This is a genomic window from Streptomyces sp. NPDC002669 (assembly GCF_042889165.1).
GTDB lineage: Bacteria > Actinomycetota > Actinomycetes > Streptomycetales > Streptomycetaceae > Streptomyces.
Genome location: NZ_JBIAQQ010000010.1, coordinates 98263 through 111647, shown reverse-complemented (window position 1 = coordinate 111647; position 13385 = coordinate 98263). Strand labels below are relative to the sequence as shown.

The 13385-nt window shown below is 72.2% G+C and carries 14 protein-coding genes; 10 read left to right on the top strand and 4 right to left on the bottom strand.

Annotated features, from left to right (window positions below; genetic code table 11):
* Positions 1 to 16: 16 nt before the first annotated feature.
* From ACFYW1_RS17585 to ACFYW1_RS17575, 3 genes are all read left to right on the top strand, one after another.
* On the top strand, positions 17 to 979 hold the full coding sequence (locus tag ACFYW1_RS17585; RefSeq protein WP_388993107.1) for a helix-turn-helix domain-containing protein: 963 nt from the start codon (positions 17 to 19) through the stop codon (positions 977 to 979).
* A gap of 432 nt (positions 980 to 1411) precedes the next feature.
* Positions 1412 to 2170 carry a GntR family transcriptional regulator gene (locus ACFYW1_RS17580; RefSeq protein WP_388993104.1) on the top strand — a complete coding sequence of 253 codons (759 nt, stop codon included), beginning with the start codon at positions 1412 to 1414 and terminating at the stop codon, positions 2168 to 2170.
* Between the two features lie 148 nt (positions 2171 to 2318).
* The gene (locus tag ACFYW1_RS17575; RefSeq protein ID WP_388993100.1) at positions 2319 to 3581 is read left to right on the top strand and encodes an MFS transporter; all 1263 of its coding nucleotides are present in this window, start codon (positions 2319 to 2321) and stop codon (positions 3579 to 3581) included.
* 73 nt (positions 3582 to 3654) lie between these two features.
* Here the strand turns inward: ACFYW1_RS17575 and ACFYW1_RS17570 are convergent, their stop codons facing one another.
* A complete protein-coding gene (locus ACFYW1_RS17570) occupies positions 3655 to 3930 on the bottom strand; it encodes a hypothetical protein (protein ID WP_388993097.1) in 276 nt (91 codons plus the stop codon).
* Between the two features lie 52 nt (positions 3931 to 3982).
* Positions 3983 to 4453 (bottom strand): DUF5707 domain-containing protein, encoded by a 471-nt coding sequence (locus tag ACFYW1_RS17565; RefSeq protein WP_388993094.1) that lies wholly within the window; start codon positions 4451 to 4453, stop codon positions 3983 to 3985.
* Positions 4454 to 4741: 288 nt separating this feature from the next.
* Between ACFYW1_RS17565 and ACFYW1_RS17560 the strand changes: the two genes are divergently transcribed.
* The 3 genes from ACFYW1_RS17560 to ACFYW1_RS17550 all read left to right on the top strand — a co-directional run bounded on the left by ACFYW1_RS17560 (position 4742) and on the right by ACFYW1_RS17550 (position 8294).
* On the top strand, positions 4742 to 7132 hold the full coding sequence (locus tag ACFYW1_RS17560; RefSeq protein ID WP_388993091.1) for a histidine kinase: 2391 nt from the start codon (positions 4742 to 4744) through the stop codon (positions 7130 to 7132).
* Positions 7133 to 7151: 19 nt separating this feature from the next.
* Positions 7152 to 7835 (top strand): response regulator, encoded by a 684-nt coding sequence (locus tag ACFYW1_RS17555; RefSeq protein ID WP_388993088.1) that lies wholly within the window; start codon positions 7152 to 7154, stop codon positions 7833 to 7835.
* Between the two features lie 138 nt (positions 7836 to 7973).
* Complete coding sequence (locus ACFYW1_RS17550) at positions 7974 to 8294, top strand: SCO4225 family membrane protein (protein WP_388993395.1); 321 nt, start codon at positions 7974 to 7976, stop codon at positions 8292 to 8294.
* A gap of 57 nt (positions 8295 to 8351) precedes the next feature.
* Here ACFYW1_RS17550 and ACFYW1_RS17545 read toward each other — a convergent pair whose 3' ends face one another.
* Complete coding sequence (locus ACFYW1_RS17545; protein WP_388993085.1) at positions 8352 to 8690, bottom strand: hypothetical protein; 339 nt, start codon at positions 8688 to 8690, stop codon at positions 8352 to 8354.
* A 633-nt stretch (positions 8691 to 9323) separates the two neighbouring features.
* A complete protein-coding gene (locus tag ACFYW1_RS17540; RefSeq protein ID WP_388993082.1) occupies positions 9324 to 10031 on the bottom strand; it encodes an alpha/beta fold hydrolase in 708 nt (235 codons plus the stop codon).
* Positions 10032 to 10292: 261 nt separating this feature from the next.
* Here ACFYW1_RS17540 and gcvH point away from each other — a divergent pair, with 261 nt between their 5' ends.
* From gcvH to ACFYW1_RS17520, 4 genes are all read left to right on the top strand, one after another.
* Complete coding sequence (gcvH, locus tag ACFYW1_RS17535; protein ID WP_388993079.1) at positions 10293 to 10676, top strand: glycine cleavage system protein GcvH; 384 nt, start codon at positions 10293 to 10295, stop codon at positions 10674 to 10676.
* 340 nt (positions 10677 to 11016) lie between these two features.
* Positions 11017 to 11967, top strand: a complete 951-nt coding sequence (locus tag ACFYW1_RS17530) for an alpha/beta fold hydrolase (RefSeq protein ID WP_388993076.1) — start codon at positions 11017 to 11019, stop codon at positions 11965 to 11967.
* Entirely contained in the window at positions 11943 to 12284 is a 342-nt protein-coding gene (locus ACFYW1_RS17525; RefSeq protein WP_388993073.1) for a DUF5713 family protein, read from the top strand. Before ACFYW1_RS17530 ends, ACFYW1_RS17525 begins: the two co-directional genes overlap by 25 nt.
* A gap of 176 nt (positions 12285 to 12460) precedes the next feature.
* A complete protein-coding gene (locus tag ACFYW1_RS17520) occupies positions 12461 to 13222 on the top strand; it encodes a MerR family transcriptional regulator (protein ID WP_388993070.1) in 762 nt (253 codons plus the stop codon).
* Positions 13223 to 13385: the final 163 nt, after the last annotated feature.

Below are 13385 nucleotides of genomic sequence, written 5' to 3'. Positions count from 1 at the left end.
TAGACTCGGACGCGGTATGAGCAGAAACGGACAGCTTGACGAGCTCTCGGATTTTCCGTTCCCGGCCACTCCCGGCGGCCCTCCCGGGGTGGAGGTCACCGATCTGCCCGGCCTCACGGCCCGGATCCGGCGGCTCGGTGTCGAGGCGGACACGCCCGCGCCCGTGCGCCTGGCGTTCCATCTGCTGGTGACCGTGCGCTCGGGCCGGCTGCCCTGCTCGGTGGACACCACCGACTGCGTCGTCGAGAGCGGATCGTGGCTGTGGGTCCGCCCGGGCCAGCTCTTCCTGCTCCGGCCTGCAGCGGACCGCACCGGCCCCCGGAAGAGCGGCGAGGGCCTGTCCCCGGCGCCCACGAACCCGGACACGGACGCGGCGGTGGTCCTGTTCCAGGCGAGTTTCCTGAACGGGGGCACCGTCGACGGGGCCCGGCTGGACCGCAGGGCCTGGCGGCTCCCCCTGTCACCCGCGCCCGGTGCGGCGGAGCCGGTGGAGCGAACCCTGGAACTGCTGGAGGACCAGTACCACCGGCCGCGCGACCTGCCCTTGGAAATCCATGTCGAGGTCGTACGTCATCTGCTCTCGGTCCTCGTGCTGCGGCTGTCCCACCTCCCGGGCGGGCATCGGAAACAGGCCGCCGGCGACGAGACCTTCCGCCGTTTCCGGGCCGCGGTCGAGAGCGACTTCGCGCACAGCCACCAGGTCCAGGACTATGCCGCCATGCTCGGTTACAGCGTCCGTTCGCTGACCCGGGCCAGCAACGCGGCGGTCGGACGCAGCGCCAAGGCACTGATCGACGACCGTCTGGTCCTGGAGGCCAAGCGGCTGCTCGTGCACACCCGGTTGCCCGCCCACGCGATCGCCGACCGGCTCGGCTTCCCCGGCACCACGGTCTTCACCCGCTTCTTCCGGCACCGCACCGCCGAGACCCCTACCGGCTTCCGACGACGAGCACGCGCGGAGTCGACCGCAACCGACTGACGACCGAGGACCCGCACGCGGCCGGGGCATACGCGGCCCCGCGCCGGCCGCCGGCCATACGCGGATACGTCGCCCCACGCCCCGACCGGGACATACATGGCTGCGCGCGTCGGCCGTCGTGCCGTCCGTCCCGGCCCCGCCGGGGCCTTATGCCCCGTCATTGACACCTGACCGGACACCCGGTTTCCATGGCACCCACCGCCCGCCACCACCCGGCCCGGAACGGATGCGCCAACTCTCCGGGTCATGAGCCGAGTTGCCGCAGGTACCGGCATGTTCCCACCGACGGGCGCCCGCGCACCGAGCGTGTTTCTGCTCCAGTAGCTTTCGGCCGGTGCAGTAGCTTGCCGACGTCGCCCGAACCACCGACGGGACCGACGCGGAACCAACGAGGAACCGACGGGAAACCGTCGAGAAAACGGAGAAGCGCCCATGCCCCGAGAGGCCCCGTACCTCGCAGTGGCCGACGCGCTGCGCGCCCGGGTCCTCGCGGGGGAGTGGGCAGTCGGAAAGCGTCTGCCGTCCCGGGCAAAACTCGCCGAGGAGTACGGGGTCGGGCGCAACGTCGTGCAGCGGGCCGTGGACGGCCTGATCGTCGCGGGACTCCTCGAAGGGCGCGCGGGCTCGGGCACCTACGTCCGCACGCCTCGCGAGCGCCTGCGAATGGTGCGTTCGCGCCACCTCGGGCGCCGGGGCGGGCCGCCCTGCCTCACCGGTATGAAGGAGCGGGGCAGGGCCGGTGCCTGGGACGCGCACAGCCAGGTGCGGGTCCCCGCTCCCGGGACGATCGCCGAGCGGCTCGCCATCGGGCCCGGGGACCTCTGCGTCCACACGCACTACGAGTTCCTCGCCGACGGGCAGCCCGTCCAGCTCTCCGAATCGTGGGAGCCGATGGCCCTCACGGACGGAACGCCGGTCATGCTGCCCGAGATGGGGCCCCTCGCGGGCAAGGGCGTGGTCGAGCGGATGCGTTCCATCGGTGTGGTCGTCGAGACCGTGGTCGAACTGCCGCGCCCTGCCCGCGCCAGCCGGGCCCAGGCGAACCTGTTGGGGATCGGCGTCGGGGACCTGGTGCTCCGGATCGAACGGATCATCTACGACACCGACGGGCGGCCGGTGGAGACCGCCGACATCGTCATCCCCGATGTGCGCCGCGAAGTGGCCTACGAGTTCGGGATCGACCGGTCGTAGCCGCTGCGTCGGGCGGAGACATCGGACGAAGCCATCGAACGGGGGCATCGGCCGGGGCATCGGGGGCGTCGGGCGGGGACATCCGCCGAATGCCCCCCTGCCGGAGCGGAAATCCGAGTTCGACGACATTCGACAGCAGGTGATGTGCATGAAAAATTCTTCCTGGCCCGGTCTCCTGCGCGATCCGGACTTCGGGCGGCTGTTCGCGGCCACGGCGCTCGGACAGCTGGGCGACCGGGTCATCTTCCTCGCGCTGCCCCTGGTCGCGCTCGTGGCCCTGGACGCCGACGAGTTCCGGATGGGCCTGCTGACCGCGATGACCACGGTGGGTTCGCTCCTGGTCGGGCTGCCGGCCGGGGCGTGGGTGGACCGCATGCGAAAGCGCTCGGTGATGATCGGCACCGACGCCGCGAGGTCGCTGATCCTCCTGACGGTACCGGTGGCGTGGTGGACCGGTCTGCTGACGATGCCGTGGCTCTACGCGGTCGCGTTGGCCCATGGGGTGCTGACGGTCTTCTTCGACGTCGCCCACATCAGTTATCTGCCGCATCTGGTGGGGCGCGGGAATCTCGTCGAGGGGAACTCGAAACTCTCGGCGATACGCTCGGTGACCAGTATCGGCGGCCCGGCGACGACGGGCCCGTTGGTCGGCTGGATCGGAGCCCCCGCGACGCTCCTGGTGAGTTCGGTGGGAATGGCCGCATCGGGTCTCCTCGCGTTCCGCATCCGGAAGCGCGAGCAGAAGCCGGAGACCGGTGGTCAGCGCCCTCGGTTGCGTCAGGACGTCGGGGAAGGGATGAAGTTCGTCCTCGGACATCCCGTCCTGCGCGCGACCATGACGGGGGACGTGGTGTTCAACCTCTCCTTGGCGATGTACCAGACCATGTTGTTGGTCTTCCTGAAGAAGGAGTTGGGCCTCGGGTCCTTCGGCATCGGGCTCGTCCTGTCGGGGATGGGATGCGGCGCTTTGCTGGGCGCACTGTTGGCGACCAGGCTCTCGAAGCTGTTCGGGCAGGGCCCCGTGGTATGGCTCGCACCCCTGGTCACCTGCCCGTTGACGGCCCTGATGCCGTTGGCGCGGCCCGGTTGGAGCGTGTACGCGGCGGCGGCCGGACTCGCGGCCCTTTCGCTGGGCGGGGTCGTCCGCGTGGTGGCCCAGTCCAGTTTCCAGCAGGCCCTCACACCGGACCGCCTCCTGGGCCGGATGAGCGCGACGGTCCGGTTCGTGTCCTGGGGCGGCATCCCCCTGGGCGGGCTGCTGGGCGGACTCTCGGGCTCCGCGCTCGGGGCGACGGCCACGCTGTGGATCGGCGCGGGTGGTATGACGCTGAGCTTCCTCCCGAACTTCCTGTCACCGCTCCGGGCCCTGCGCACGCTGCCCGGGGAGAACTCCCCCGAGACCGTGCGTTGAGACGCGCCCCTTCACCGCCCCGGGACGCGGGCCCCACGTCCTCGGGGACGAAACCCCTGCGATGGTCGGGCGTTCACCCGAGGGCCCGGTACTCGGCCGGCGGGTCGGCCAGCTCGGGATGGTCCACGGTGTACCGGTCCCCGTGAATCGCCAGCATCGCCCAGTGCCACGACTCGTCGTGGAAGACCAGTCCGCGGAACGGAGCGTCGGCCGGTTCGTAGGGGTACCAGTCCAGAGCCTCCGCCCAGGCCCTCTCCAGGGTCCGGTCGCCGTACCGCCGCATCACCCACGCATAGCTGCGGCGCTCGCTCCGCAGGTACTCGACGTACTCCGCCTCGCTCCAGGTCATGCGGCGATTCTAGGTTTCCCCGTACGGGCTGCGCGGGGCAAGGCGCCGGGGCTCAGCGGTGGGCACCGGCCGGCCCTTCGGGCACCTCGAAGGCGTCGGCACGGGGTACGAACGTCGTGTCGCCGTCCTCGGCCGTCGCCAGTGCCGATACGTACCAGGTGCCGGTGGCCGCCTCGGCCGCCTCCTCCTCGGTGATCCGCAGTGTGTAGGTGCAGTGGGACGTATCGGCCGTGGTGCGCAGGCATGTGGCGTCCTCCACGGAACGGAGCTCCGCCTCGGTCGGGTCCAGTTTCGAACTCGCGGGCCAGAAAAGGGCCTTGAGGCCACGAACGCCCGAATCGTCGCTCACGTCGACGGTGAAGACGAGTGTGCCCGGGGCGGCAGCGGACGGGGCCGTGTAGCGGGCCGAGCCGTTCTTCAGGGTCGGTGCCGTGGTGGTCGACGCCATGGCGAGGCCGCCTGCGGCCACCGCTCCGAGAGCGGTGGCGCCGATGAGGGACGACACGAGAATGCGCTTGGACATGGGGGTTCCTTCTGAATTCCGGATGCGGTGGAAGGGTCGGTACTCGTTCGCTTCCCGGGCTCTCTCGTTCTCCGGGCTCGCTCGTTTTCGGGACTCGCTCGTTCTCCGGTGCGATCTGGCGCCGATGCGGTCGGTCCGATGGGGTCGAGCCTAGGGTCCGGAGCTCCCCGCGGGCCTCGCACCGCGGGATGATTGCCGTGTCCAACCGGAGATAGAGGCGGGGCGGGAACGGAATCCGTCTCCAGCCGGAGACGAGCCCCTCACCTGCGGACATAGCCTGGTTCCGTCATGAAACGAACCGACGACCGGCTGCTCCCGGTCCTGCTGATCTGTGCCCAGGCGGTGGTGTGGCCCGGTGCCGGGCTGGTGCGCGGAGCCGTTCCGTCCGCGTCCGCCCTTCTCGTGGCGGCCCTGGTCGCCGGCCCGGTGGCGGCCGCGCTCGCCCTGCGCCGTACCCGCCCGGTGGCCGCCCTCGTCCTGGTCGCCGCCGCCTGTGCGCTGGGGGCCGGTCCGCTGCCCGCCGGGGCAGTGGCGGTGCTCGGGACCGCGGGGGTCGCGCTGGCCCTGTTCACCGTCGCGGTCGAGCGCGACGCCTTCACCACAGTGCTGTGTGTCGTGACGCTCGCCGTCTGGCAGTCGTGGCACGGTCTCGGCCTGCACGGGCTCAGCGACCGCAACGGCCTCGATCTGGTCCTGACCGCACTGCTGTACGTCGTCGCCTGCGGCCTCGGTCTGCTGGCGCGACGGAACCGCCGCGCGAGGCGGGCGGCCGAACAGGCGCTGAACCGTGCCGAGACCGAACGCCATCGGCTCCCGGCGGCCGAACGGCGCCGTATGGAACGGGAGTTGCACGACGTCAGTGCCCACCATCTGACGGCCGTGGTGGTCACGGCGGGAGCGGCTCTCGGGCTGCGCGACCGTCGCCCCGAACTGGCCGACGAGGCACTGGAGTTCGCGGCCGAAACCGGCCGCGAGGTGACCCGGGCGCTCGGAGCGGTACGGTCCCCGGCACCCTCGCGGGAGGAGCTGCCGTCGCCGGAGGAACGGCTGCTGGACCTCGTCGCGGGATTCCGGCGGCTGGACCAGCGGGTGGACTGCGAGATCGACCCGCTGCCGGACGGCGCCCTCGCGGACGCGGTGCACGGCATCGTGCGCGAGGCGCTGACCAATGTGGCGCGGCACGCGCCCGGCGCGCGCACAGAAGTGCGGTGCCGGTACGGCGACGCCCGTACGGAGGTCGTGGTGACCAGCGCGGCACCGCCCGCCGGTTCACCGGTGCACGGGACGGGCCTCGGCTCGGGGCGCGGCCAGGGTTTCCTGCGGTCCCGGGCCCGGGAGGCCGGTGGCACGCTGACCAGTGGGCCGACGGCGGACGGCGGCTGGGAGGTGCGCGCGGTCCTGCCCGGCCGGACCGCCGCCCCGGTGGAACGGTCCGCGTCGCGGCGCTACCGCCTGGCGCAGGTGACGGCCGCCGCGGGGCTGTGCCTGCAACCGTTGCTCCCGGTGCTGGTCGTCCGGGCGGAGCCCGTGCCGGGCGGGGCGCAGGTGTCCGCGGGGGTGTTCTTCGCGTTGCTGGCCGCGGCACAGGCGGTCGCGTTGTTGTGGTCGCGCCGGGCGCCCCGTGCCGCCCTCGCCGCCCTGTTGGTCCTGGCCCCGCTCTGGCCGGTGGCGATGGCCGCGGGCGACTACACGGGGCCGGTCGTCCTGCCGCCCGTGCTGAGCATGCTCGCCACCTGCGCGGCGCTCGCCGCGGACGCGGCCCGTACCGCCGCCCCGTCCCCCGCCGTCGGTCCGTCCCCCGCGGCGGCCCGCCGCCCGCGCATGGTGCTGCGGGCCGGTCCGCTCGCGGCCGTGGCGGTACACGCGGGGGCCGCGGTCGCCGCCGTGCTGGAACGGGGTACGACGCTTCCCGGCTGGGCGGTCCTCGGGTGGGCCCTCGCCGCGACGTCGGCCGCGGTCGGCGCGGCCCGGTGGGGCGGGGCCCTGCGCGGGCGGCGCGACCGGGCCGCCCGGAACGTGCGGGAGGAGCGCCTCGCCGCCTGGACCGGCGAGGCCGTCCGGGACGCGTGGGCCGAGCGCCGCCGGATCGCCGCCGGGCTGGAGACCACCGTGCTGGCGCGCACCGCCGACGTGGTCGCGGAGGCGGAGGCGGGCCGGCTGGAGGCGACCGCCGAGCGCGCCCGGGAGGCCCTGGCCGCGATGCGCGCCCTGCTCGACACGGTACGGGAGGGCGGGACGGGTCCGGGGCTGCGGCCGCAGCCCACCCTCCAGGCCCTCGATCTGCTCGCCCACCAGTGCCGGGCCACCGGCCGTGACGTCGAGGTGCGGCTGACCGACCGGGTGCCGGAGCGGCTGCCCACCGAGGTGGACCTGGCCGCCTACCGTGCCGCCGAGACGGTGCTCACGACCGGCGGCGAGGAGCCCGCGGTGCTGGAGGTCGACACGGACGGCGACGCGTTGACGCTCACGGCCACCGGGGTGCCCCGGACCGACCGCCCCGCCGTGCGGGAGCGTCTGGCGGCGCGGGTCGCGGCACTCGGCGGCACACTGGCCACCGGCCCACCGGGCACGATCCGTCTCCGGCTGCCACTCTCCGGGAACGGACCGGCCGGGAACGGATCGTTGGCCGGTGGTGGCATGCGGGTTCCGGAACAGGACGACGAGGAGCGGGAGCGATGAGCCCCGGTGCGAGGGAACGATGAGTCTCAGTGTGCTGGTCGTCGACGACCAGGCCGTCGTACGGGCGGCGTTCGCCGCCGTGATCGACGCCGAGGAGGACATGACGGTCGTCGGTGAGGCGGGCGACGGCGCCGCCGCGGTGCGTCTCGCCGAGGAGCTGCGGCCCGACGTGGTCGTCATGGACGTCCGGATGCCCGGGATGGACGGCATCGCCGCCACCCGGATCATCACCGGCCGGGAGGACGCGTGCCGGGTCCTGGTGCTGACCACCTTCGACCTCGACGCGTACGTGTTCGACGCGCTGCGCGCCGGGGCCTCCGGCTTCCTGCTCAAGGACGTGCACACCGCCGAGCTGCTGGACGGCATCCGGGTGGTGGCCTCCGGCGAGAGCGTGCTCGCCCCGTCCGCGACCCGGCGGCTCATCGGCCACTACGCGTCCGGGGCGGGCGGCGGGTTCCGGGCCGGGACCGGTCCGCGCGAGCTGGACGGCCTGACCGGCCGGGAGCGGTCCGTCCTCACCATGGTCGCCTCCGGGCTCAACAACGCGGAGATCGCCGAGGAGTTCGGCATCGCGATCGGCACCGTGAAGTCCCATGTGAACGCGGTGCTGCGCAAGCTCGGGCTGCGCGACCGGGTGCAGGCGACGATCCTCGCGTACGACCTCGGCCTCGCCCGCCCGAACCCGCCCGGCGGCCCTTCCTGACGGCCCGCCCACCGACCCCCGCGCCGGTATCGACGCCCGGTGCCGAGGGCAAGGGCGGCATCGGCGCTGGGCATCGGCGTCGGCGTCGGCGTCGGGGAGTTCCCGTACCGCATCCACCACACCGAGGAGTTCACCGCCATGACCGGTTCCGGCCGATCCCTTCTCCACCGTCTGCGTCACGTTCTCGGCGATGTCGTCGCCCTCGTGTACCTCGCGATCTGTGCCGTCCTGACCGTGTGGGCCGTGGTGGTGAGCGTCTACGACAGCTCGGGCGAGTCGATGGCGGGCGTCATCCCGCTGCTCGCCACCGCCCCGGTCAGTCTCGTACTGCTCGTGCTGCCGGACCACGCCGCGATGCTCGTCCTCGCCATCGCCCTCGGGGCGGTGGTCAACGCCGCGGTCATCGGCTGGTGTTCCCGCGCACTGCGCCGCGGCCCCGGCCCGGGTCCCAAGCCCTGAACCCGGGGCCCGGAACCCGGAGGCCAGGACCGGTCTCCGGCAGATCGCGCGCGGCCGTCAGCACGGCGTCCGCCGGACCGGCCGGAGCCGGGCCGCCATCGCCGTCGCGCCGCCCGGGGACTCGCGCACCACGCCGGCGTCCGGCACCCCGGCCGGCAGGGCCTCGGCCATGTCACGGCTGTAGACCGCCGCGCCGATGGAGTCGAGGATCGCCATGCCCAGGGCCCCGCACAGTTCCTGGCCCGATTCGAGGACGGCCGCGGCGGAACCCGCACGCTCCGGCGGGGCGGCGCCGAGGACCAGTTCGTTGGCCAGGGCCATGACGGCGACCAGACCGCCCGCGTGGACCGGGGCGCCGACCAGGAGGAACCGGAGGGCCGTGACGGCGACGTCCACGGCCGGGACCGTGGACTGACGGGCACGAGTTCGGTGCTCGGTTCGCGGCGGGTGGGCCGCTGGGCGGCTCGGTCGGAGAGCAGGCCGGCGATGGCCCGGTGCGTGGCCGGGTGGTGCTCGCGGCGGCCGACGAAGCGCTGCACCGGCCGCCACTGCCTGTGCTCCGCGTTGGCGTGTTCGACGCAGATCCGCGCCGAGGACTGGCGGCGCCGGTGCTCACGCCAGGCGTACTGGTCACCGAGCGGGGCGTCTTCCTTCGGCTTCTTCGGCGGCGCACCGACCTGTTCGGGGAACTCGTTCGCCAGATCCCGGTAACCCCTGTACAGCACGGCGAGCGCGGCGTGCGGGAGCCGAGTGCGCAGGTGGACCAGGGCGACCAGCACCCGGGCACTGAACACCAGCTCGTGCTTGCGGCCGGCCCCGGCGGCACGGTGACGCTTCCCTCCCCGCCGCTGATGCAATGCCGATTCCCGCCGGACCTGCCACGGCCCGGCCAACTCCTCGATCAAACCGCCGAGATGTGCACGCGAGACGCCGGTGAAGGCAGGATGGGACAAAGCCGCACGGGCCCACTTCTTCGTCACACTCGAAGAACCCGTGCGGCCGTCCCCACGTCACGGCCTGTGACCCCGCTCATGCTTGGCGTGCAGGGCGGAAGTTTTCCTCCAGGAACGCCGAAACCGCCTCGGTGAACGCCTCCGGCGCTGCGTGGTGGATCAGGTGTCCCACCGGGATGGTGACCACTTGCCCGCCGGGGATGCGGCGGGCGAGCTCGGCGACACCGTCCTGGGGAACATGGCTGTGCGGGCCGCCGGCGAGCACGAGGGTCTCGGCGGTGATCCGGCCGAGTCGCTCCAGCCACTTGGGATCGGGCTGGTCGATCTGCCGCCTGACGGCCGGCACCATCTCCCAGTCGAAGGTCGGGGCGCCGTCCGGCCTGGCCGGGGTGCTCGGCTCCCGGGGACGGGGGACCGACACATCCTCCAGGACGAGCCGGCTCACCCGCTGCGGATGATCCTCCGCGACCAGGTAGGCCACGATCCCGCCCATGGAGTGCCCGATCAGATCCACTGGTCCAAGTCCCAGTGCATCCAGGAACCGGAGCACATCGGCCTGCATGAGTTCGAGTGAGTAGGCCCCCGGCCAGTCGCTTCGGCCGTGACCGCGAAGATCGAGGGCATACACCCTTCGACTCCGGGCGAGGGCGGGCACAACCGCCTCCCAGTCGGTGGCATCCTCGCCCAGCGCGTGCAACAGGACGAGCGGCGGAGCATCCGCAGGCCCCGACATCTGATAAGCCAGCCGGACCTCGCCGACGTCGACCGAGCGTTGATCAACCATGTCCGGAGGATATGCGGATGGGTCCCGCCGGAGATTGGCGTTCACCAGCAGCCGAACCACCATCCCCAGTCAGCAGCTCGGGTTCTCAGCCACACGGCTCCGGCCCCGGCCTTCAATGGCCGACAACGCCGTCAGTCGGGCAGATGCCGCCGGTGCGGAGCCGTGTCCTCTTGCTCAAGCCACTCGTTCGGCCAAAGCGGAAAACTCTGCCATTCAGGACAGACGGCGATCCGATCACCGCAGTAAACGAACGGAGAGACGATGGTTCCCGACGGCTACATGTACACCGAAGATCACCTGTGGGTGAGCAGGATGGATGATCGCACCGTCAAGGTCGGCATCACGGCTTACCGCGTGGAGCGCCCGGGAGAGATGGTCTTCGTCGAACTCCCGGAAGTGGGCGAGGAGGTGCCCGCCGGGGACGAGATGGGCGAGGTGGAGGCAACGATGTCCACCGTGAGCATCCACGCCCCCCTCGACGGTGAGGTCCTTGCGGTGAACGACGTCCTTGACGCCCAATCCGAGTTGGTCAATTCGAACCCCTTCAGTGAAGGCTGGTTCGTTGAGCTGCGACCGAATGACCCCGCAAGCGTGACGGGGCTCCTGGACGCGGCCGGATACACGGAACTGATCAGCCGGGGCTGAGGACTGCCGGCAGATCAGGAATGCAGCCACAGCCGAATCGTGACAACGACGACCGGGCCATGGAAGACACAGACGCGCTTGTCACATCTGGTCGATGCCGCCCGGAAGCCTTTGAGTGCGTGCCCGTGCGCTCCACCTCGTCCCCCCTCCGGTGGAGAGCCTTGTCGAAACCGGCGGGCCCGCCACCGAGGCTTCCGCGGCGCCGACGGTGGGCCCGCCAGTCCCTTTCCTGAGCCCATAACCAGCCACCCCCAACCCATCCATTTCAATGCATCTAAAGTGATTGGTTATGTTGTGGGTGTGACCGCCGCCACGGCGGCCGCACCCAGAGGAGGACGACATGACCACAGTCCGGAACGCCACGCTCTCCGTGCCCGGGGCCGAGTTGTACTACGAAGTCCGGGGCGATGGTCCGCTGTTACTCGTCTCGGAGAGCGGCGAGGGCGACGCCCGCCGCAGCATCGACCTGGTCGGCCGCCTCGTCACCGACCACACCGTGGTGACGTACGACCGCCGGGGACTGTCGCGCAGCGTCCGCACCGACCCGACGGTCCCGATCACCCTCGCCCGGCACGCCGACGACGTCCACCGGCTGCTCGCCGAACTCACCGATGGGCCGGTCGCCATGCTGGGCCTCAGCCTCGGCGCCGTCATCGGGCTCCACCTCGCCGTCGAACACCCCGAACGGCCGCTCACCCTGATCGCGCACGAGCCGGTGGCCCCCCGGCTGCTGCCGGCCGCCGAACGCGCCCACCACGAACGCGAACTCGCCGGCATCCAGCGGCTCTACGCGAGCCGGGGGCTGAACGCGACCTTCGGGGAGGTGGCACGGGTCCTCGGCATCGACCTCGCCGCCCAGGACGCGGAACCCGGCCTGACCGCACAGCCGTTGACGCCCCGGCGCATCGCCAATTTCGACTTCTTCCTCACCCACGACTTCACCGCGGTCCTCGACGACGCCCTGAGTGCCGAACGGGTGGCCGCGCTGCGGGAGACGGAGGTCCGGGTCGTTCCGGCCCTCGGCCGCACCACACCGGACACCGTCTTCGACCACCGCTGCGCCCGGGAGCTGTCCGCCCTCCTCGGCGCCGACCCGGCGGAGTTCCCCGGCGGTCACAACGGCAACCTCACCCATCCCGCCGCATACGCGTCCCGGCTCCGCGAGGTGCTCGCGGCCGCCCCCGCGTCCCGAGCACGACGGGACCGGCCTGTCAGTGGGGTGGTGCATGATCGGCGCGTCGGACCCCACCGAGCGAACGAGGCGCCATGCCGATCACGAACCAGCAAGTGACCGAGGACTCCTTCCTGCACCAGATGTACGCGGACGAGTACTTCCCGGATCACGTCGTCGACAAGGGCAGGGCGATCCTGCTGCGGCTGTGCGAGCGGATCGAGGCGGAGCAGCCCGCGGACCTGCCGGCCCTGTACGTGCTCACGCAGGCGGCGACGGAGGAGTTCAACCTCCTGGAGAGCGAGTTCGAGGCGGCGGGAAGCGAGATCGAGACCGTCGCACGGGAGGACATAGCCGAGAGTTTCTGGCTCGTGGCGACGGCCTACGGGTTCACGGACGCGGACGTGGAGGAGCTGATCGCCACCCGGGACTGGTGAGCGGGGACCACGAACGGAGGCCGGGGCGGCGACGCCCCCGGCCTCGGAGCCCGAGGTGCGCGGCACGGGGCCCGGGGCTCGGGGCTTGAAACTGCCGCAGCGGAAGCTTCTACCGTCCTGACCAGGGCCGGAAAAACCGGCCCGGCGAAGCACTCGTGAGGGAGACGGAGGCAGCGATGGCCTGGTCCACCGCGGAGGTCGCCCGGATGTCGGGCGTGACGGCCCGGACCCTGCGGCACTACGACGAGATCGGGCTGCTGCCGCCCGCATGGATCGGCGCCAACGGCCACCGCTACTACGAGGAGGGCCAGTTGCTGCGGTTGCAGCAGATCCTCGTGCTGCGGGCACTGGGCCTGGGACTGCCCGGGATCGGCGAGATCCTGGCCGAGCAGGTCGACGAGGTGGAGGCCCTGCGAGGTCACCACCGTCGCCTGCTCGCCGAGCGCGACCGGCTCGGCGCCCTGGCCGACACCGTCTCCCGCACGATCGCCGAACTGGAGCAGTCCAGGAAGGACGACAGAGCCATGACCACCATCAACCGACCCGAGAACCTCTTCGAGGGCATCCGGCCCGCCCAGTACGGGGAGAGCCTGCGGGACTTCCCCGGGCTGGCCGAGGACATCGCGCGGTACACCTCGACGATGAGCGAGGACCGGATCGAGACCGGGCACCGCGAGCGCACGGCGCAGATGATCCGGCTGGCCGAGCTGCTGGTCGCGGGCGTGCCCGCCGACGCCTCCCCGGTGCAGGCCGAGATCGACGCCCAGTACCGGGCGCTGACCGGGCTCCGGGCGGTCTCCGCCGAGGAGTACCGCGCGATCGGGCGCTCCTGCGTGGACAACGAGCAGTGGCGTGCGGCGTACGAGTCGATCGCGCCGGGCCTGGCCGCGTACCAGCGGGACGCCATCGAGGCGTACGCCACGACCCGACCGGACTGAGCGCCCGCGCCTGCCGCCCGCAGGCGGTGGCGCTCGGTGCCCACGCGGCCGGGCGGCCCCGCCCCGGCGGCTCCGGCCCGGTCACCGCGGCGGCCGACGCGGTCCGCGCCCCGGCCCCCGTTGTCGGTCGTACGCGTCCGCCCCGGCTCCCGGCCGGGAGCGG

Excerpts from the sequence above, each read along its gene's own strand:
- ACFYW1_RS17585 (WP_388993107.1), top strand. The coding sequence starts at position 17 with ATGAGCAGAAACGGACAGCTTGACGAGCTCTCGGATTTTCCGTTCCCG.
- ACFYW1_RS17580 (WP_388993104.1), top strand. The coding sequence starts at position 1,412 with ATGCCCCGAGAGGCCCCGTACCTCGCAGTGGCCGACGCGCTGCGCGCC.
- ACFYW1_RS17575 (WP_388993100.1), top strand. The coding sequence starts at position 2,319 with ATGAAAAATTCTTCCTGGCCCGGTCTCCTGCGCGATCCGGACTTCGGG.
- ACFYW1_RS17570 (WP_388993097.1), bottom strand. The coding sequence starts at position 3,930 with ATGACCTGGAGCGAGGCGGAGTACGTCGAGTACCTGCGGAGCGAGCGC.
- ACFYW1_RS17565 (WP_388993094.1), bottom strand. The coding sequence starts at position 4,453 with ATGTCCAAGCGCATTCTCGTGTCGTCCCTCATCGGCGCCACCGCTCTC.
- ACFYW1_RS17560 (WP_388993091.1), top strand. The coding sequence starts at position 4,742 with ATGAAACGAACCGACGACCGGCTGCTCCCGGTCCTGCTGATCTGTGCC.
- ACFYW1_RS17555 (WP_388993088.1), top strand. The coding sequence starts at position 7,152 with ATGAGTCTCAGTGTGCTGGTCGTCGACGACCAGGCCGTCGTACGGGCG.
- ACFYW1_RS17550 (WP_388993395.1), top strand. The coding sequence starts at position 7,974 with ATGACCGGTTCCGGCCGATCCCTTCTCCACCGTCTGCGTCACGTTCTC.
- ACFYW1_RS17540 (WP_388993082.1), bottom strand. The coding sequence starts at position 10,031 with ATGGTTGATCAACGCTCGGTCGACGTCGGCGAGGTCCGGCTGGCTTAT.
- gcvH (WP_388993079.1), top strand. The coding sequence starts at position 10,293 with ATGGTTCCCGACGGCTACATGTACACCGAAGATCACCTGTGGGTGAGC.
- ACFYW1_RS17530 (WP_388993076.1), top strand. The coding sequence starts at position 11,017 with ATGACCACAGTCCGGAACGCCACGCTCTCCGTGCCCGGGGCCGAGTTG.
- ACFYW1_RS17525 (WP_388993073.1), top strand. The coding sequence starts at position 11,943 with ATGCCGATCACGAACCAGCAAGTGACCGAGGACTCCTTCCTGCACCAG.
- ACFYW1_RS17520 (WP_388993070.1), top strand. The coding sequence starts at position 12,461 with ATGGCCTGGTCCACCGCGGAGGTCGCCCGGATGTCGGGCGTGACGGCC.